Origin of the sequence: Ochrobactrum sp. Q0168 (genome assembly GCF_016427605.1) — a bacterium.
Lineage (GTDB): Bacteria > Pseudomonadota > Alphaproteobacteria > Rhizobiales > Rhizobiaceae > Brucella.
In genome coordinates this window covers 22,139-39,397 of sequence record NZ_JAELXQ010000007.1, presented here as the reverse complement: position 1 = coordinate 39,397, position 17,259 = coordinate 22,139, and the positions used below count along the sequence as shown (strand labels likewise).

Genomic DNA, 17,259 nt, shown 5'->3' with positions numbered 1-17,259 from the left:
CAACGTGACATTTGCTTTCAGCGCCACCACCATGCGAGCGATACGTTGCCCTGTTCCGGGCGGCCCGGAGGCCTTGGAACTCCAGACGGTGCCCATCCCCCGCCCTGGAAGAGGACAGGTGCTTATCCGGGTTCATGCGGCTGGCGTAAACCGGCCGGACATATCTCAAAGGCGCGGCACCTACCCTGTTCCCGCTGACGCCGATCCAACATTGGGGCTGGAAGTCGCAGGCACGATTGAAGCCGTCGGCGATGATGTTCCGTTGGGTATCGCAAAGCGGGTGTGCTCCCTGGTACATGGCGGCGGTTATGCGGATTTCGCGATTGCCGAAGCGGACCAGCTCATTCCCCTTTCGGATGAAATCGATTTCGTGACCGCCGCTGCGCTTCCCGAGGTCGCCATGACGGTAGAATACAATCTCATCGAGCGTGCCGCCTTGAATGCAGGGGAATGGGTTCTCATCCATGGCGGATCGAGCGGTATTGGCAGCCATGCTATCCAACGCGCAAAGACGGTGGGCGCGAGCGTGATCGTCACCGCCGGATCGGCTGCAAAATGCGATTATTGCCGCAGCCTCGGCGCAGACGTGGCGATCAACTACCGGGAAACGGATTTCGTTGACGTGGTGCTCGCAGCGACCGGTGGACAGGGGGTCAATGTTGTGCTCGATATGGTCGGCGGCAGCTATGTCGATCGCAATCTCAAGGCCATGGCCGTCGATGGTCGTTGTGCTATCATCTCGTTGCAGGACGGTCGCCACATATCTGCAGATTTCGAACCGCTTCTGCGTCGCCGCCTCACTCTGGTTGGCTCAACGTTGCGACCTTTGCCAAAATCCGAGAAAAGCCGCATCGCCACAAACGTGGCATCCACCGTCCTGCCACTTGTCGCACAAGGTATCTTCCGCCCGCACGTCAATCAAACCTTCCCACTGGAGCGAGCGATAGATGCGCACATTTGGATGGAGAGCAACGCCAACATGGGCAAGATCGTACTGACCCCCTAAAGCATGTCTCCCGAAAGTGGGGACCGGTTTCTGGAGAAAATCTTGGATTTTTGTACGAGCTCCGCGAGGATCGCCACCGCTATTTCCGCTGGAGTTTGTGCGCCAATATCAAGCCCTATTGGCGATGAAATCCTCGCCAGATCGGTGGCGTCGTGCCCAAGTTTCAGCAGGTTTTCAGTGCGTTGTGCATGGGTGCGACGACTGCCTAGCGCTCCAATGTAAAAGCAATCCGACCGCATTGCTAGCGAGAGCGCCGGCTCGTCAATTTTGGGATCATGGGTGAGCGTGGCGACCGCAGTATACCGGTCCAGCGGACTGTCACGAAACGCCTCTTCCGGCCACCTTGCTTTCAACGCAGTTTCCTGAAACCGTAACGGCGTTGCAAAGGCAGCTCGTGGGTCGATGATCTCCACATCGAAATCTGTCATAGTGGCCATCTGCGCTAGATGCTGAGCGATATGGACTGCCCCCACCAACTTCAACCGCAATGCCGGGCGATATATATTGATGAAATACCGCCGATTTTCGGACACAAAAGAGAGCGGCTTGCCCGTCTCAAACGCTTGGCGAACATGAGGTTGCAACGCACTAGAAACATCCTCAGCATCCCGCACAAGCTCGGTGCGTCCATTGTCCAGATCGGTCAATGTCGCTGCCAGCAAACGTCTGGCGCGTATCTCATTCAGTTCCGCAAGAAGAGAGCTTTGCATCAATCGACCCTCTCCACATAGACACTGATCTTGCCTCCACAAGACAACCCCACGCGCCATGCTGTTTCATCGGCAACACTGAACTCCAGCAGTTTTGACCTACCGGAGGCAATCGTTTCCAGAGCCTCTTCAATGACTGTACCTTCGACACAACCACCAGAAACCGAGCCTTCAAAATGGCCCCTCTCGTCGATAACAAGGTGGCTACCAGTGGCGCGTGGCGCCGATCCCCATGTTTCAATCACCGTGGCGATTGCAACACCTTTGCCGCCCTGGCGCCAATTCAGCGCCACGGCCAATGGATCACTGGCAAAACGGGAACGACACTCAGACAATTCGTCCCCCGGCATTCACAACAGCGTCTCTTGTATCGACGTCTATTCTGGCGGCGACACCAATCGGCACATCAATGATAGGAAGTTCGCTCGCCTCGATGATATGCCTTGCCCCCACGTCACCGGACAGAGCCGAAACAGATTCAAAAAGCTGGCGCGGTATAATCACGGGATTGCCACGCTCACCCTCGTCCGTAACCGCGCGAATGACGGCGTTTCCATCGTGCTGGCGAAAACAGTCGACCATCCTACGAATGTGCCTTGCACTGACCGCAGGCATGTCTCCCAGATGGATCATCAATCCATCGCAATCCGCCGGTGCTGCAACAAGGGCTGCTTTGATCGAGCTCGCAAGACCAAGGGCATAAGCCGGATTGTGCACGATAGCGACGTCGAGTCCGTCAAGCGAAGCTGCAATGTCGCCTGCCATATGACCGGTGACGGCGATAACCCGGCCACTGTCGGCTTGCATGGCATTTTCAACAGAACGGCGCACCAATGGCTTGCCATCGAAAATGGCGAGCAGCTTGTTTGCGCCGCTCATGCGTGAGGACTGACCAGCGGCCAAAACAGCGATCGTGACCACAAGATCGCGCTTTCTTCGGGTTCTGCCATCGCGCGGCGCGATGCGTGCCGGACTGTCGAGCAAAAGACCACCAACCCCCATTGTCGCAATATCTTTTGGTGTGACGCTCATACCAGCCATCAGGCGATCCAGAACCCAGTCGAACCCGTTCTCCTTGATGCTCCTGGCACAGCCGGGAGCGCCGATCACCGGCTTACCGTCGATTTCACCAAGGACCAGCAGATTGCCGGGATCGACGGGCATCCCGACATAAGTAACCGTGCCACCTGCGTTGCGAATGGCAGTGGGGAGAACATCGTTTCTGTCCGCAACAGCCGATGCGCCGAACACCACGACAATGTCTGAAACAGCAGCTGCATTTTCTATGGCGCGCGCCATTGGCTGAACCGCATGCGAAACCCGAAGTTCTGTTGCGACAGCGCCGAGATTCATCGTCAAACGCGCCTCGAGCGCCTGGCGGGTTTTGTCGAGAACACTGGTTCTCAACGTCGGGTTTGTTCCCTGAACAAGTCCGACAGTGCGACCGCTAAAGGGCTCGACACTCAGCATATTCTGGTCGCCGCACAGCGCAAGCACCATAGCGACGGAACTTTCGAGTACGGCATAGGGAATAATCTTGATTGTCGCAACGACCTGCCCGGCGCGTACGCGGTCAAACTCACGCAAGGTCGCCAGCGTTATCGACGGATCAACAGAATTCACGGCATCAACAAGCGACCGGTTGACCGTGAAGACACCAGCTTCCCGCGCCAGAAAATTCACCCGCCCGGTCGTCGCTGCGGAGGAAACGGTGCCATTTGCCAAGAGTGCAGAGGCAATCTGACCTGCAGCGTCATTCTCCGCAACATCGCCTTCTTCCAGTTGGGCCGACGCCACGCTGTCATACCCTTCCTTTCGAAGAAATTCGATATCATGCGCGTTGAGAACATGCCCTTTGGGGAAACTCGTTCCGCCCACAACCAAGCGATGCGCGAGAATGGCGTTCAATGCCTTGTCGAGCGGTATTTCCCCGAAAATCATCGCACTGCCCTTCCCCGAGCCTCGCTCGATCGCTCAAGCTCTTTCTGTGATCTGTTCCTGCAGTTGATCGAAGAATTCCAGCGCCAGCTTTTTTGCCGTGGAATCGATCAGGCGCGCGCCAAGCTGGGCCAGCTTTCCGCCAACTTGCGCATCGACATCATAGACCAACAATGTGCCTTCTTCGTGCTCCGAAAGCTGGATAGCAGCGCCACCCTGTGCGAAGCCGGCCAGACCGCCCGTTCCCTTGCCTGAAATCCGGCAGGTATGGGGTGGATTCAAATCGCTCAGTTCGACCTCACCCTTGAATTTCGCCTTGACCGGGCCGATCTTGATGGAAACGACCGCCGAGAACTTGTCGTCTGCATCCTGCGAAAGGCTCTCACATCCGGGGATGCAAGCTTGAAGTGTTTCCGGATTCATCAAAAGTTCCCAGGCCTTGTCGGGCGCGCAAGGCAAAATCTGTTCGCCATTCAGCTTCATGAGAGTCCCCTATTCCTTATAGCCCGGAGCTTCATCGTTTGTCACGATGCGCTCCGGGTGTTTAACGATCATTCATTTGATTTCAAATGTGTCTCTTTGACAGCACCAAACCGCTTTAAGCGTAACCGGCGGAACGATCCCTAGCGATGAGCTTCTCATCCCGGCTGGCAGGCGTTCCGAAACCGGCGCCGCCCGGCGTCTTGAGATGGATCTGATCACCGGCGCGGATGACATGCTGCACCTTCTGCTGCGACGGTGTCAGCGGCTTGCCGTTGATTTCAAGAATGCCGGTTTTGCCGTCCTCACCGCCATTGATACCGGGCGGCGCGATCAGGGTACGCTCGGCATGGAAGCCGACCACGACGGGGCGTTCGGAACGATACTCCAGAAGTGTTTCCTGCCCGAGGCCGCCACGGTGCTGGCCCTGACCGCCTGATCCTTCCCGCAGCCGTTTGTGCATGACGCGGAAATTGGACTGCTGCTCCATCATTTCCACCGGGACGCAGGAAATATTCGATGGCCAGCTCAGCACATTATAGCCATCGCGTTGCGCCGTGCCACCCGTACCGCCATTGAAGAAGAACTTATTGACATAGGTTTCGCCCTTTTCGTTGACGCCCGATGCCTGAATGCTCCAGAGCGGCGACCCCGGACCCGCTGCCACGCGCTCAGGCACCGCCTTGCTCAGGGCTCCAAAGACTGCGAATGGCAGGAAGTGACCGACAAGCGTACGGGTCTGCCCGGAAGTCGGATAAGTGTGATTGAGAATGGAACCCTCAGGCGCAATCACTTCAATCGGGCGCAACGCACCGTCATTATTGAGCATTTCCGGCGCGAGAATGCATTTGAGACCATAGACCGTCTGGGCATAGGTATAGCACAGCGCCACATTGATGGCCCGGTCGACCTGCGCCGACGTGCCAGCATAATCCACCAGAATCCCATCGCCCTCAACCTTCACCGCGATCTGGATGGTGACGGGTTCAACGACGCCGTCAGTCTGAAGTTCGTATGTATAGGTGCCATCGGGGAAGTTGCGGATGGCATCGCGCATCGCTGCTTCCGAACGATCGAGAATTTCGTCGGCCAGCCCTTCCAGCTCATCAAGCTGATAATCGCTCATGAGGTCGAAGAGGCGGCGTTCCATCAGCTCAAGAGCAGACACCTGCGCCCACAGATCACCGACAACCTGATCAGGCACGCGGACATTCTTGCGCAGCAAGGTGATGAAGGTCTGGTCCACCCGACCTTCATCCATCAGCTTCAGCATCGGAACCTGAAAGCCTTCCTCGAAGACGTCGCGAATATCGGCGGTGCCGGTGCGGCCGCCCATATCGGGCGAATGCGTCGTGCTGGCTGCAAAGCCCACGTGCTTGCCATTGCGGAACAGCGGCTTGGCAACTGTCAGGTCTGGAAGGTGGCCTGTGCCCATCCAAGGATCATTCGTGATGAGAACGTCGCCCGGCTTCAGGCTGTCGACCGGAAAGTGATCGAGAAAATGACGTACGGTCTTCGGCAATGTGCCGATAAAGGACGGAATTGAATCCGTCGCCTGGCCGAGACACCGTCCCTGCGTATCGGTGATGATGCATGAGAAATCATAGGATTCGCGGACGAGCGTCGAAAAGGAGCTGCGGACGAGCGCTGCAGCGGCTTCATCGACCACCGAGACGAGACGCGTCCAGATAACTTCCAACGTCACGGCATCGAAGCGAACGGATTGCGGGGCAGGTACAACGGCGTCAAGGCGGGCAGTTTGAGCAGACATGATCATGTTCCTGTTTTTGACCGGGATCAAAGCGCATCCTGAGGAGGTTTCAACAAGATGCGCGTTAGAGCGCGTTTCGATATGATTGGATCAGATCAGCGCTCTAACCGTTTGTTTTAACGCACATCTTATCCGAAAACCGTTTCACACTTTTCGGGATGTGCTCTCATTGATGAGCCAGAGCAAAACCGCCCTATGCCGCGATATCGACCAGAATATTGCCACCCTGTTCAACGGTCAGCGTCCCTTCAGGGCCGACGATAAGCGTTGATTCAGGCTCTTCGACCACAGCCGGGCCCTGAATTTTCGCGCCAATGGGCAGCTTTGCGCGCTCGAATACCCGCGTTTCCACGAAATCCCTGATCTCCGGGAAATAAACCTTTCGCGTCTGCTTCACGGCCTGGTCGGTCGTTCCATTGGCAATAACGGCACCCGTACCGGCCATGCCGGTCGGAGCCGAAACGGTGACGCGGATATTCACGATCTCGATGCGGTCGGTCGGAGGATTGAGCGTGAATACATCGCGATACGCCGCACGGAAGTTTTCGAGGATCGCTTCGCGGCTCTTAGCGTCATATGGACCTTCCGGCAGGCTGACCACCAGTTCAAAGCCCTGACCGATATAGCGCATGTCGGCCAGGCGACGCACGGTCACCTCGCGCGCATCCGGTACGGTTTCCGCGACCGTCTGGCGTGCATCACTTTCGAGCTTTGCATAGGTCGCTTCGAGCTCGTTCCAGTCGAGATCTGCCACCGGGCGTGCAATGGTCGCCACGCGGTCGACCCGTGCCGGAGCAATCAACAGCCCGAGCGCGGCCGCGACCCCCGCCGCTGGCGGACAGACAAGGCGCTTGAGGCCGAGTTTGCGCGCAACCTGATAGCCATGCAGCGGTCCGCCGCCGCCGGTGGTAACCATGACATATTTGCGCAGGTCCTTGCCGCGCTCGGCGATGTGAACGCGAGCGGCACTGGCCATGTTCTCATTCACGATATCATGAACGCCCCAGGCGAGCTCACTGACCGACAGACCGGTTTCCTTCGTCAAGCCGCCGATCGCATCTCTGGCCTTATCGGTATCGACCACCATCGTGCCGCCCGCGAAGAAATCGGGATTGAGATAGCCAAGGGCCAGATTGGCGTCGGTGACGGTCGGCATCGTACCGCCCAGTCCATAGCAGGCCGGGCCGGGACGCGAGCTTGCACTTTCTGGTCCGACTTTCATCAGGCCCATATTGTCCACATGCGCAATGCTGCCGCCGCCTGCACCAATCTCGATCAGATCAATCGTGGAAATCTTAATCGGCAGCCCGCTGCCTTCCTTGAAACGGCGGGTGCGTGCGGCTTCGAATTTGTAGGCAACGAGAGGCTCACCATTGTCGACAACACTGAGCTTCGCCGTTGTACCCCCCATATCGAAGGCAAGCACGTGATTTACATCGCTGCGCTCCCCGAAAAACGCGGCGGAAAGCGTGCCTGCGGCGGGGCCTGATTCCAGAAGCTGGATCGGGGTGCGGCGCGCCTCGCCAATATGGGTAAGCCCACCGGAAGATACCATGAGGAAAAGCGGCGCGTTGACACCCATCTCGCCAAGCTGTGCTTCGAGACGCCCTAGATAGGCGACCGCCAGCGGCTTGACATAAGCATTCGCGACAGTCGTGGAGCTTCTTTCATATTCTCGAATTTCCGGCGCAACTTCAAAGGAAGTCGTCACAAAGATGTCCGGATAGTTCTCCTGAATGAATTCCGCAGCTTCCAGCTCGTGCGCCGGATTGGCGTAGGAATGCAGGAAAGAGATGGCTACCGAAGTCACACCTTCCGCCACGAGCTTGTCGCAAGCGACCTTGAGGCTGGTCTTGTCGAGTGGTGTTTCCACCGCACCGGTCGGAGAAATGCGCTCAATCGCTTCAAATCGAAGGGTGCGCGGCACCAGTGCTTCCGGCATTTCGATGAAGATGTCATAGAGCTCGAATTTGCGCTCGCGACCGACTTCCAGAACATCGCGGAAACCGGCGGTGGTGATCAGCCCCGTCAACGCGCCTTTTCGCTCGATCATGGCGTTGGTGAAAAGCGTCGTTGCATGGACCACGCGATTGATATCGGCGGAATTGATACCAACCTTGGCGATCATCTGACGCGTGCCTTCGATAACAGCCTTTTCCGGCTCCTCTGGCGTCGTCAGGGTCTTCATGTTGTGTTGCACACCGCGATCTGGATCAAACAGAACCAGATCGGTGAACGTGCCGCCGATATCGATACCCAATGAATATGGCATGTCGCTCTCCACTCAAAACCCGAACCGCTTGAGTCCCTTCTAGGATCTCAGTTGGGCTGTTGTTCCCGCAGCCGTCTCGAACCTCCGAGTCCGACCGTCTCATCAATTGTTAGCTTCGATTTTAATTTCGCACAAGTGTGCGAATTTAATTTTTTGCAGTTTAATCGTGCGATTTCGCGAATCGCCATTGCTCTTAAAGCGCGTTTCGATCTGATTGATTTAGATCGGTGTTCTAATGCTGATAGGAGTGCTGATTGAAGACCCAACCTTTTGAAACGAAATCTTCGCGCGCAGGCGCAAAAATATCGAGCAGGATGTGCTTTCCACCGCCCTCACCTTCGGTCGTATGGATCATCCGGGGAGGAATGACACAAAGGCTTCGCGGCGCGGCGTGCAGGTGCATGTCATCACGCCAGATCGTCGCATCAGGCCCCCACGGAACCCGAAGATGGTGAATAAAAGCGCCTTCTATTGCCAGCGAGCCTTGCTCAAAATTGGTGTGATCATGAGGGCTCAGTTTGGTGCGGTCACGAAGCCCCTCATATTCGATCCAGCTGACGCTCATTGTCCGGCTTCGAATAATTTTCAGGCGCGGTTTGTCTGCGGGCGGCACGATGTCATCAACCGGGATCACCTGCAACTGGGCCGACGACGCACCTGTCTCGGCGACAGACACCATGCCCTCGCATGAATTGTCATCGTAATCATCTTCATTGAGCGCGGGACTATGCACCACACCACGCCGCAATGGAGAGAGAAGAATAATCGTGCCGCCCTTTTCGGCGCGCAGGACATATTGTCCGGCAGGAACGATTACAATCGAGCGGCCGGAAACCATCGTCGTCACACCGGCAATGGTAATGACACCGCCGCTGTTCGAAGGAAAAACGGCTATTGTTTCATCGTCCGTTGAACGCTGTACCTTTGCCTCATCGGCAATGGCATCCAGCCATTCTACGAGAAATGTCTTGCCGCGTGCGCGGGCTGTTCGCCAGCCTTCCGCGGGAGCCAAAGCGCCGTCGAACTCGACATATCCGGGTTTTCTGATGGGTGTTCCGGTCATAACTGCTTTCCAAATTTTGAGCGCCTGACATTGGGCGACTGATTGAAATGTGAGAAGCCGGTCAGCCCCTAGCGGCCTCGGCGATAGCGCGCGCGCCATTCAGCACCAGCCCCTGGTCAGACCCTACGAATGCCAGCGCCACCCCATCTTCTGCGAGTGCGGCAACACTACCAGCACCAGCGCAATGGGCAGCTAGAGGTTTTCCGGCGGCCTTCGCCGCAGCAGCAACTTTCTGGAAAGCGGCCTTAACGTCGGGTGCCGTCGAACTGCGAAGGCCCATGCCGACACCCATATCAGCTGCACCGAAAAACAGCGCGTCGATACCGGGGACTGCGGCGATCTCATCGATCTCGTCGAGAGCCGAAGGATCTTCGATCTGGGCAATGACGAAAACATCCCGCTCTTCTTCATCGAGAATCTGCGCCATGCCTCGCGTGCCAAACCCGCCATAACGCGTGGTGCCGGAATAGCCCCGGCCTCCCGCGCCAAACCTCGACCGCCGCGCAATCTGCTGGGCGGACAGACGCGAATCGACATGCGGGACAACCAAACCTGCGGCACCCGCATCCAGCGCCTGCAAGATTGTATCACTGCTGGCATGAGACAGACGCACCAGTGCAGGCAGACCAAGTGCGCGCGCCAACGCGAGACACCAATCGAGATCGCGGCGACCATAAGCTGAGTGCTCCGCATCAAGGCAGATAAAATCCAGCCCTGCCAATGCCAGAATTTCCACGACGTCAGCCGATGGTGTCTTGACGAATGTACCCGTCAAAATTCGCCCGGCTGCCGCTCTTTCCTGAATGATAGTGCGAAGGGTCAATATGGCCTCCCCATAATTGCGGTAGGTGGCCAGCATAGCACTAATCAATTTTCGCGCAACTGTGCGATTTTATAATTTTGGCAATGGTTCGCGCATGCGGTAATACTGCATGACGAGGGGAATGAGAAACGATTGTCGCTTCGGCCAGGGCACGTAGCGCAGATCGTCCTGCGTAAAGAGCGTCTCAGCCGCCTCGACATTGCCAAGCAGGCGCATCGCCGCCTTGTGCCCGAGATAGGGCGCCATAGCGAGGCCGGAGAAACAGTACCCCGTGGCAAAATAGATGCCGTCATGTTGCCCGACATGCGGAAACATATCTCCTGTCGCGGCACAGCTGCCGGTCCAGGCGTGGGAAACCTCTACGTCTTCGAGTTCGGGGAAGAAACGCACCATTTCTTCCCGCAGTTTTACCGCCATTTGGGGAAGGGAGCGATGATAAAGCCCTGTCCGGCCACCGAAGATAAGGCGACCGTCATCACTCAACTGATAGTAATTCGAATTCTTGCGATTGTCGTGATAGGTACGGTTTCCAGCACGCAGACGGGCGAGTTTCGTTCGTTCAAGCGGGCGGGTCGCAATCATGAAAGCGTTAATGGGGCTGAGCCTGCGATGAAACCACGACAGGCTTTTGCCGGTATAGCCGTTGGTGGCAACCAGAACATCGCGGGCCATGACCGTGCCGCGCGTTGTGCGGACGCTAAAACCATCTTTTTCTTTTGCGACCGCTTCAACACGGGTGAAGCCGGACACAAGCGCACCGGCTTCTTTTGCTGCCTTCACATGCGCCATCGAGTAGCGTCCAGGATGAACCGCAGCGTTCTCGACAATATGAATACCGCCAACATAACGCTCGGTCGGCAATTCGGGGTGATCCGAATACTCGAGAAAATTCACGCTTTCGCCAATGTGACGCGCCCGCAACTCCCATTCGCGAAACAGGCGATCGCGGTGACCCTGCGTAATTGCACCGACAACGCGCCCGCAGTTGCGAAACCCGGCATCAAGGCCAAGTGCATTGATACGATCGATCGCGAAGTCATATACGGCACAAAGCTCACGAAAATAGGCGACAGCCGTGTCGAGCCCTGCTGAATCCTTCAACTGCCCGAATGAATGCTTGAAGTAACGCCCAAGCATGGCCCCGTTGCGAGAGCTCGCGCCGCCGCCCGGCTTACCGGCGTCGCATAGGACCACAGATCGACCGGCATCCGCAAGAATTTGCGCGGCTGTCAGCCCCGTCAAACCGCCGCCCACGACCACCACATCGGCCCGCGCCGGCAGCGATGGCGCTTCTTCAGCACCTTCATGGTGTATCAGATTGGTATTCTCCCACCACCAGGGATATTGACGCAATGCTCCCGCTTGTAACTCAGCCATTACAATTCCCAACTTGTCCTTTACGGATAAAACCGCATGATAAATTCAGTCGATTTCACTTATCGCACACTTGCGCGAAAAATAATATAGACTAATGTTGATCGGCGCCGCCCGAGTGTGGGCGCGAGATTTCGCATGGAATAAACGGGAGGTAGACATGAGGCCGCTCTCACTCACCATCAATGGAAGAGCTGTACAGGTCGAAGTGGAGCCGCGCACATTGCTCGTTGACCTGATACGCAAGCATCTAGGCCTCACCGGCACGCATGTCGGCTGCGACACCTCACAATGCGGCGCTTGCGTCGTGCATCTGAACGGGCGCTCGGTCAAATCCTGTAGCGTTCTGGCCGCAACATGCGACGGCGATGAAATCACCACCATTGAAGGGCTTGCATCGCCCTCCGGCGAGTTGCATCCCATGCAAAAAGCCTTTGCAGATCATCACGGCCTGCAATGCGGCTATTGCACGCCCGGCATGATCATGACGGCCATAAGCATAGCGAATGAGAACAAAACCCTTTCACCGGAAGGGATTCGCGAAGAATTGCACGGCAATCTATGCCGCTGCACCGGCTATCAGAACATCGTCAAAGCCGTGATTGCCGGTTCAAAGGCGATGAAGCAAAGCGCTTGAAAGAAATCCGATGCAGAATTTCGAACTTTACCAGCCCACCAGCCTCGCCGAAGTATCAGCCCTGTTGGCCGAGGACGACGGTGCCAAACTTTTGGCAGGCGGACAAACGCTGGTGCCGACGATGAAGCAGGGACTGGCCATGCCGTCCGCCCTCATCTCGTTGCAAAGATTGCCCGAATTGCAGAATATCGGCATGACGGACGATGGCGCGATAGAAATCGGCGCCATGACCTGTCACGCCGATGTCGCGGGAAATGCACTCGTGGCGGAACATTTGCCCGGTCTAGCCACGTTGGCCGCAGGCATTGGCGACCGCCATGTCCGCAATCGCGGCACGCTTGGAGGGTCGATAGCCAATTGCGATCCGTCCGCCGATTATCCGGCGGCTCTGCTGGCACTGGGCGCCATGGTGATCACTGATCAGCGTGAAATCGCAGCCGACGCGTTCTTCCTGGGCCTGTTCACCACCGCGCTCGAAGAAACAGAAATCGTTACCGGTATTCGGATTCCAACCGGAGCCCGTTTTGCCTATGCGAAGTTTTCCAACCCTGCATCGCGCTATGCAATCGTTGGCGTCGGCGTGGCAAAGAGTGATGAGACCGTTCGCGTTGCGGTAACGGGTGCCGGATCGGATGGGGTTTTCCGGTGGGAAGCCGCTGAAGAAATTCTTAAGGCAAGTTTCCTGCCGGATGCCATCAATTCGATCATGCCGGATGCGGAATTGCTGAACAGCGAAATTCACGCAACCGCCGAATATAGGGCAGCGCTGATCCGCGCCATGACAAAACGCGCGGTCGCGACGATTTTATCCGATTGAAGAATTGGACAGCGCTACGATGTGCTGTCCGCTTATTGCTATTCACGCTCAGGGAATTTCGCCGGTCAGGCGAACCGTCTGGATCTTTGAAACGTCCCGCCCGCTCGATGCAAAAGCCTTCGCAATATTGCTGGCTGCCTGCTTGAGAACCGGCAGATACTCTGTTTCCATCTGCTCCACGCTCGCGCGGGACGATGGCGCGCCGACATTAATGGCGCCAACAGGCGTTCCGTCCGGCATCAGAATTGGAACTGCTATTGAAAGCAGTTGCTCCTCGAATTCGCCATTGATTAGCGTCCACCCCTGCTCCCTGATCGAGGCAAGCTTTTCACGGAAAAGCACCGGATCGGTGATGGTCATGGACGTGGAAGCCTTCAGGGGATGATGCTCCAGAAACGCATTGATCTTTTCCGGCGTCTGGTAGGCGAGCAGCACACGTCCGAGCGACGAGACGCCAGCGGGAATTCGTGTGCCGACCGAAACGGTTATGCTCTGCACGATGCGGCGCGCTTCGGCACGGGCCAGATAGACTACATCGCTACTGTCGAGAACGGCGAAGGAACAATTTTCGTGCAGGGTATCCACGACGTCTTGAAGATAGGGGCGAACCAGCTCAGGAAATCGCCAGGTCGAAAGATATGTATAACCCAGTTCGAGAATTTTCGGACGGGGCTCGAACATATCGCCCTCGTTCTGCAAATAGCCAAGCTCGGTCAATGTGAGCAGAAACCGGCGCGCCGCAGCCCGACTGAGATCGGTCAAAGTCGCAACATCGCTTGTAGAAAGTTTCGGACGGGTCTCGGAAAAAAGCTTCAACACGTCCAGCCCGCGCGCCAGCGCGGAAACGAAATCCGCCCGTTTGATTCCCCCCATCATGGAAGGTGCGCCGTTACTGACACGTGTTTCCTTCGGCTTTTTTGCCTTGACTGTCTTGGCCATACTTGATCACCCCTGCTTTCCGCAATTTGCCATCTTCCCGGTCCTTGCGTTCTGGTCCAATGGCGATGCCAGTCTTGTCCGCTTTATCCACATCTTATCAGCACTCTCACAAGTCAAGACTGTAGTTCGTTGGTTTGCCAACGGGTTAACCCCGCATCGTCGATCTTATCCTGATAACCCAAATTACATTTTCGCACAATGGTGCGAATTTTGATTGACAGCAACGAAACTTTGCCGCAACCTCATCGCAACATATTCTGGAGAAGTGTCGTGGACGTTCTGAAAATAGAAGGCTTGCGCAAAAGTTTCGGCTCCGTCGAAGTACTCAAGGGCATCGACCTCACCGTCAAGAAAGGTGAAACCGTTGTTTTGCTCGGATCTTCGGGGTCAGGCAAATCCACATTGCTGCGCTGTGCCAATTTTCTCGAAACGCCGGATGAAGGCACGATCATTCATAATGGCAAGACGATTGGACGCAAATCTCAAGATAAGACGATTTACAGCGCATCTGAACTGAAGGAAGTCCGCTCGCAAGTTGGCATGGTTTTCCAGCAATTCAACCTGTTCCCGCATCTGACCGTTGAAGGCAATGTTATGCTGGGACTAACGCGCGTGCGGAAAATGAACCAGGAAGCTGCGCGCAAGCGGGCGCTTGAATGCCTCGACCGTGTTGGTCTGGCCGACAAGGCACGGATGCATCCGCTATCGCTTTCCGGCGGGCAACAGCAGCGCGTGGCCATTGCCCGCGCCATCGCCATGCAGCCTTCCGTGGTGCTTTTTGACGAACCCACCTCGGCGCTCGACCCGGAACTCGTGGGAGAAGTTCTCAATTCGATGCGACAGCTCGCAGAGGACGGGACGACCATGATTATCGTCACGCACGAGCTGGGATTTGCCTATAATGTTGCGCATTGCGTTGTGTTCCTTCACGAGGGGCGCGTTCACGAGAAGGGCGCTCCGCAGGAGGTGCTTGTGAATCCCAAGACCGACCGCATGAAAGAATTTCTCGCCAGCCATTCTCTCTTCCGCATCCCCGAACCGGTTGCAGCAGAGTAACAGGGCAAGACGGGAGGAGGTCCGATCATGCAAGGTATCGCACAAAGCGCGCATAGACTGGAAGATCGTCGGTTTCTCTTGGGCGCCGGTCGTTATCTCGACGATGTGACATTGCCGGGAATGGCTGCGATGGCCGTCCTGCGCTCGCCCTATGCCCATGCGCGCATCGCCTCAATCGATACCAGCGGTGCCGATGCGGTTGAAGGCCTCCTGGCGATCATCACCGCTGATGACCTCACAGCGGCTGGGATCACCGGCCTACCTTGTCTCGCCGACATCAAAAGTCGCTCCCAGTTTCGATCCTTTCTGCCCGAAAGACCTATTCTTGCCCAAGATACCGTGCGCTATGCTGGCGAGCCGGTGGTGGCTGTTATCGCGGAAACCATCGAAGCGGCACGGGAAGCGCTCGAGTATATTCTCGTCGAGTATGAAGACCTTCCGGTCGTTGTGGGTGCCGACGCCGCTGTTGCTGCCGAAGCGCATATTTGGGACGAGGCCAAGGATAATATCTGCTTCGACTGGCACTCAGGAGACCGCGACAAGACGGAAGCGCTTTTTCAGTCTGCGGCGCATGTCGTCTCTATAAATGTTGAGAATAACCGCATCGCCGGATTGTCGCTGGAACCACGCGGCGCAATCGGTGATTATGATGCTCGCGACGACCGTTTCACGCTCTATGTGTCCTCGCAGGGCGGACACTCGATCCGACGCGTCATCTGCCAGCATGCGCTCCACATTCCAGAAAACCAGATGCGTGTCATCACGCCCGATGTCGGGGGTGGTTTTGGCCCAAAAATCTTTTCCTATGGGGAATATGTGCTGGCCCTGCACGCTGCTCGCATCATCGGACGCCCCGTCAAATGGGTAAGTGAGCGCATTGAATCCCTGCAAAGCGACACGCAGGGACGCGGCCAGCGCTGCACAGCGGAACTCGCGCTCGACAGTGATGGGCGCTTTCTCGCCATGCGCTTCGACGGATTGGCCGATGCCGGCGCCTACCCCGCCCAGCACGGCCCCAATATCGCGACAGTTGCGGGTGACGGCCTGCATCCCGCGATCTACGACATTGAGGCCGTTTTCGTTCGGGTGCGCGGCATATTCACAAATACCGTGCCCATCGATTCTCTTCGCGGTGCGGGCAGACCGGAGGTAATCTACGCTGTCGAGCGCCTGGTCCAGAAGGCTGCGGAATGTCTGGGAGTGGACCCGGCTGAGCTGCGCCGAAAGAACCTCATCGCACGCGCAAAAATGCCTTTTTGCACCATCACGGGCCAGCTTTACGACGACGGCGACTTTGCCGCGCTGATCGAGAGAGCTATTGCGAAATCGGCTTATCGTGACCGTGAGAAAATCAAAGCAGAAGCGCGCGCCCGCGGCAAACTGGCCGGGATCGGTATGGCCTATTTTATCGACCGCTGTGGGCGGGGTCTGGATGAATTTGCCGAAATCCGTTTCGACCCGACCGGTTCCGCTATTCTTTACGTTGGCTCGCAGACCAATGGTCAGGGTCACGAAACCGCCTATGCGCAAGTGGTTGCCAACAGGCTCGGCATCGAGCGAGACGCAATTCGCGTCGTTCAGGGGGATACCGATCAGGTGGCGTTCGGGCGAGGAACCGGCGGATCACGGGCACTGGCGGTTGGCGGCAACGCCGTTCACCTCGCGGCCGACAAGGTGCTGGAGCGCACAAGACGCATCGCCGCCTTTGCCATGAAATCGGACCTTGAGAACATCGATTTTGCCGAAGGTCTTTTTCGAAAGCGCGGCACCAATGAGACAATGCCCTTGCTCGACGTTGTGAAACTCGCCTTCAACCCCCGCGCTCTGCCGGAAGGGCTGGAAGCAGGTATGAGCCTGAGCGCCCATTTCACGCCCGACAATCCAACCTTCCCAAATGGATGTCATATCTGCCATCTCGAAATCGATATGGAGACCGGCGCAGTCGATCTAAAGCGCTACACCAGCGTGAATGATGTCGGTCGTATTCTCGACCGTCGTTTGGTCGAAGGACAATTCCATGGCGGGCTCGCGCAGGGCATCGGGCAGGCTTTGCTGGAGGAAGTCGTCTACGACCCGGAATCGGGTCAGATCCTCACCGGCTCGCTGATGGATTACTGTTATCCGAAAGCGGACGACTTTCTCGACTTCGAACTGGATTTCGTTGAAATCCCGTGCCTGTCCAATCCACTGGGGGTGAAGGGATGCGGCGAAGCCGGAACGATTGCCGCGCCACCGACAATCGCCAACGCGGTAATGGATGCTCTGCAAGGCTACGACACATCGAACCTGCATATGCCATTTACCGCGCAAAAAATATTTGAGGTGCTTCAGCAATAAGCTGACGACACCTCCACCATAACCAACGAAAAAAGG

Annotated in this window: 15 protein-coding genes; 5 read left to right on the top strand and 10 right to left on the bottom strand. The window is 56.8% G+C overall.

Going from position 1 to position 17,259, the window contains the following annotated elements:
- The first annotated feature begins 4 nt into the window (after positions 1-4).
- Positions 5-1,006, top strand: coding sequence for an NAD(P)H-quinone oxidoreductase (locus JAU75_RS13915; protein WP_371836177.1), 1,002 nt, complete (start codon positions 5-7; stop codon positions 1,004-1,006).
- On the opposite strand, the gene JAU75_RS13910 is transcribed toward JAU75_RS13915, so the two are convergent.
- The 9 genes from JAU75_RS13910 to JAU75_RS13870 all read right to left on the bottom strand — a co-directional run bounded on the left by JAU75_RS13910 (position 1,003) and on the right by JAU75_RS13870 (position 11,440).
- Positions 1,003-1,716 (bottom strand): XdhC family protein, encoded by a 714-nt coding sequence (locus tag JAU75_RS13910; RefSeq protein WP_199057108.1) that lies wholly within the window; start codon positions 1,714-1,716, stop codon positions 1,003-1,005. The two genes, JAU75_RS13915 and JAU75_RS13910, sit on opposite strands and share 4 nt — an antisense overlap.
- A complete protein-coding gene (locus tag JAU75_RS13905) occupies positions 1,716-2,066 on the bottom strand; it encodes an XdhC family protein (RefSeq protein ID WP_199057107.1) in 351 nt (116 codons plus the stop codon). Before JAU75_RS13905 ends, JAU75_RS13910 begins: the two co-directional genes overlap by 1 nt.
- Complete coding sequence (locus JAU75_RS13900; protein WP_199057106.1) at positions 2,044-3,657, bottom strand: molybdopterin-binding/glycosyltransferase family 2 protein; 1,614 nt, start codon at positions 3,655-3,657, stop codon at positions 2,044-2,046. The genes JAU75_RS13905 and JAU75_RS13900 overlap by 23 nt, the downstream gene beginning before the upstream one ends.
- A 33-nt stretch (positions 3,658-3,690) precedes the next feature.
- Positions 3,691-4,137, bottom strand: coding sequence for a carbon monoxide dehydrogenase subunit G (locus JAU75_RS13895; protein ID WP_199057105.1), 447 nt, complete (start codon positions 4,135-4,137; stop codon positions 3,691-3,693).
- Positions 4,138-4,252: 115 nt separating this feature from the next.
- Positions 4,253-5,905: a hydantoinase B/oxoprolinase family protein gene (locus JAU75_RS13890; protein WP_199057104.1), complete on the bottom strand. Its 1,653-nt coding sequence runs from the start codon at positions 5,903-5,905 to the stop codon at positions 4,253-4,255.
- A 193-nt stretch (positions 5,906-6,098) separates the two neighbouring features.
- On the bottom strand, positions 6,099-8,177 hold the full coding sequence (locus JAU75_RS13885; RefSeq protein WP_199057103.1) for a hydantoinase/oxoprolinase family protein: 2,079 nt from the start codon (positions 8,175-8,177) through the stop codon (positions 6,099-6,101).
- 232 nt (positions 8,178-8,409) lie between these two features.
- Positions 8,410-9,240 carry a hypothetical protein gene (locus JAU75_RS13880; protein ID WP_199057102.1) on the bottom strand — a complete coding sequence of 277 codons (831 nt, stop codon included), beginning with the start codon at positions 9,238-9,240 and terminating at the stop codon, positions 8,410-8,412.
- A gap of 61 nt (positions 9,241-9,301) precedes the next feature.
- On the bottom strand, positions 9,302-10,063 hold the full coding sequence (locus JAU75_RS13875) for an aldolase/citrate lyase family protein (protein WP_199057101.1): 762 nt from the start codon (positions 10,061-10,063) through the stop codon (positions 9,302-9,304).
- 69 nt (positions 10,064-10,132) lie between these two features.
- Entirely contained in the window at positions 10,133-11,440 is a 1,308-nt protein-coding gene (locus JAU75_RS13870; protein ID WP_199057100.1) for an FAD-binding oxidoreductase, read from the bottom strand.
- 157 nt (positions 11,441-11,597) lie between these two features.
- Between JAU75_RS13870 and JAU75_RS13865 the strand changes: the two genes are divergently transcribed.
- Together JAU75_RS13865 and JAU75_RS13860 are read left to right on the top strand one after the other, a co-directional pair.
- Positions 11,598-12,074 carry a (2Fe-2S)-binding protein gene (locus JAU75_RS13865; RefSeq protein WP_199057099.1) on the top strand — a complete coding sequence of 159 codons (477 nt, stop codon included), beginning with the start codon at positions 11,598-11,600 and terminating at the stop codon, positions 12,072-12,074.
- A gap of 10 nt (positions 12,075-12,084) precedes the next feature.
- A complete protein-coding gene (locus JAU75_RS13860; protein ID WP_199057098.1) occupies positions 12,085-12,891 on the top strand; it encodes a xanthine dehydrogenase family protein subunit M in 807 nt (268 codons plus the stop codon).
- 48 nt (positions 12,892-12,939) lie between these two features.
- Here JAU75_RS13860 and JAU75_RS13855 read toward each other — a convergent pair whose 3' ends face one another.
- The gene (locus JAU75_RS13855) at positions 12,940-13,830 is read right to left on the bottom strand and encodes an IclR family transcriptional regulator C-terminal domain-containing protein (RefSeq protein WP_199057097.1); all 891 of its coding nucleotides are present in this window, start codon (positions 13,828-13,830) and stop codon (positions 12,940-12,942) included.
- Between the two features lie 270 nt (positions 13,831-14,100).
- On the opposite strand from JAU75_RS13855, the gene JAU75_RS13850 reads away from it, so the two are divergent.
- Together JAU75_RS13850 and JAU75_RS13845 are read left to right on the top strand one after the other, a co-directional pair.
- Positions 14,101-14,886 carry an amino acid ABC transporter ATP-binding protein gene (locus JAU75_RS13850; RefSeq protein ID WP_371836176.1) on the top strand — a complete coding sequence of 262 codons (786 nt, stop codon included), beginning with the start codon at positions 14,101-14,103 and terminating at the stop codon, positions 14,884-14,886.
- Between the two features lie 27 nt (positions 14,887-14,913).
- Positions 14,914-17,223: a xanthine dehydrogenase family protein molybdopterin-binding subunit gene (locus JAU75_RS13845; protein WP_199057095.1), complete on the top strand. Its 2,310-nt coding sequence runs from the start codon at positions 14,914-14,916 to the stop codon at positions 17,221-17,223.
- The last annotated feature ends 36 nt before the right edge of the window (positions 17,224-17,259 follow it).

Coding starts and splice junctions, on each gene's coding strand:
- JAU75_RS13860 (WP_199057098.1), top strand. CDS start 12,085: ATGCAGAATTTCGAACTTTACCAGCCCACCAGCCTCGCCGAAGTATCA.
- JAU75_RS13855 (WP_199057097.1), bottom strand. CDS start 13,830: ATGGCCAAGACAGTCAAGGCAAAAAAGCCGAAGGAAACACGTGTCAGT.
- JAU75_RS13905 (WP_199057107.1), bottom strand. CDS start 2,066: ATGCCGGGGGACGAATTGTCTGAGTGTCGTTCCCGTTTTGCCAGTGAT.
- JAU75_RS13865 (WP_199057099.1), top strand. CDS start 11,598: ATGAGGCCGCTCTCACTCACCATCAATGGAAGAGCTGTACAGGTCGAA.
- JAU75_RS13880 (WP_199057102.1), bottom strand. CDS start 9,240: ATGACCGGAACACCCATCAGAAAACCCGGATATGTCGAGTTCGACGGC.
- JAU75_RS13890 (WP_199057104.1), bottom strand. CDS start 5,905: ATGTCTGCTCAAACTGCCCGCCTTGACGCCGTTGTACCTGCCCCGCAA.
- JAU75_RS13910 (WP_199057108.1), bottom strand. CDS start 1,716: ATGCAAAGCTCTCTTCTTGCGGAACTGAATGAGATACGCGCCAGACGT.
- JAU75_RS13845 (WP_199057095.1), top strand. CDS start 14,914: ATGCAAGGTATCGCACAAAGCGCGCATAGACTGGAAGATCGTCGGTTT.
- JAU75_RS13895 (WP_199057105.1), bottom strand. CDS start 4,137: ATGAAGCTGAATGGCGAACAGATTTTGCCTTGCGCGCCCGACAAGGCC.
- JAU75_RS13870 (WP_199057100.1), bottom strand. CDS start 11,440: ATGGCTGAGTTACAAGCGGGAGCATTGCGTCAATATCCCTGGTGGTGG.
- JAU75_RS13900 (WP_199057106.1), bottom strand. CDS start 3,657: ATGATTTTCGGGGAAATACCGCTCGACAAGGCATTGAACGCCATTCTC.
- JAU75_RS13885 (WP_199057103.1), bottom strand. CDS start 8,177: ATGCCATATTCATTGGGTATCGATATCGGCGGCACGTTCACCGATCTG.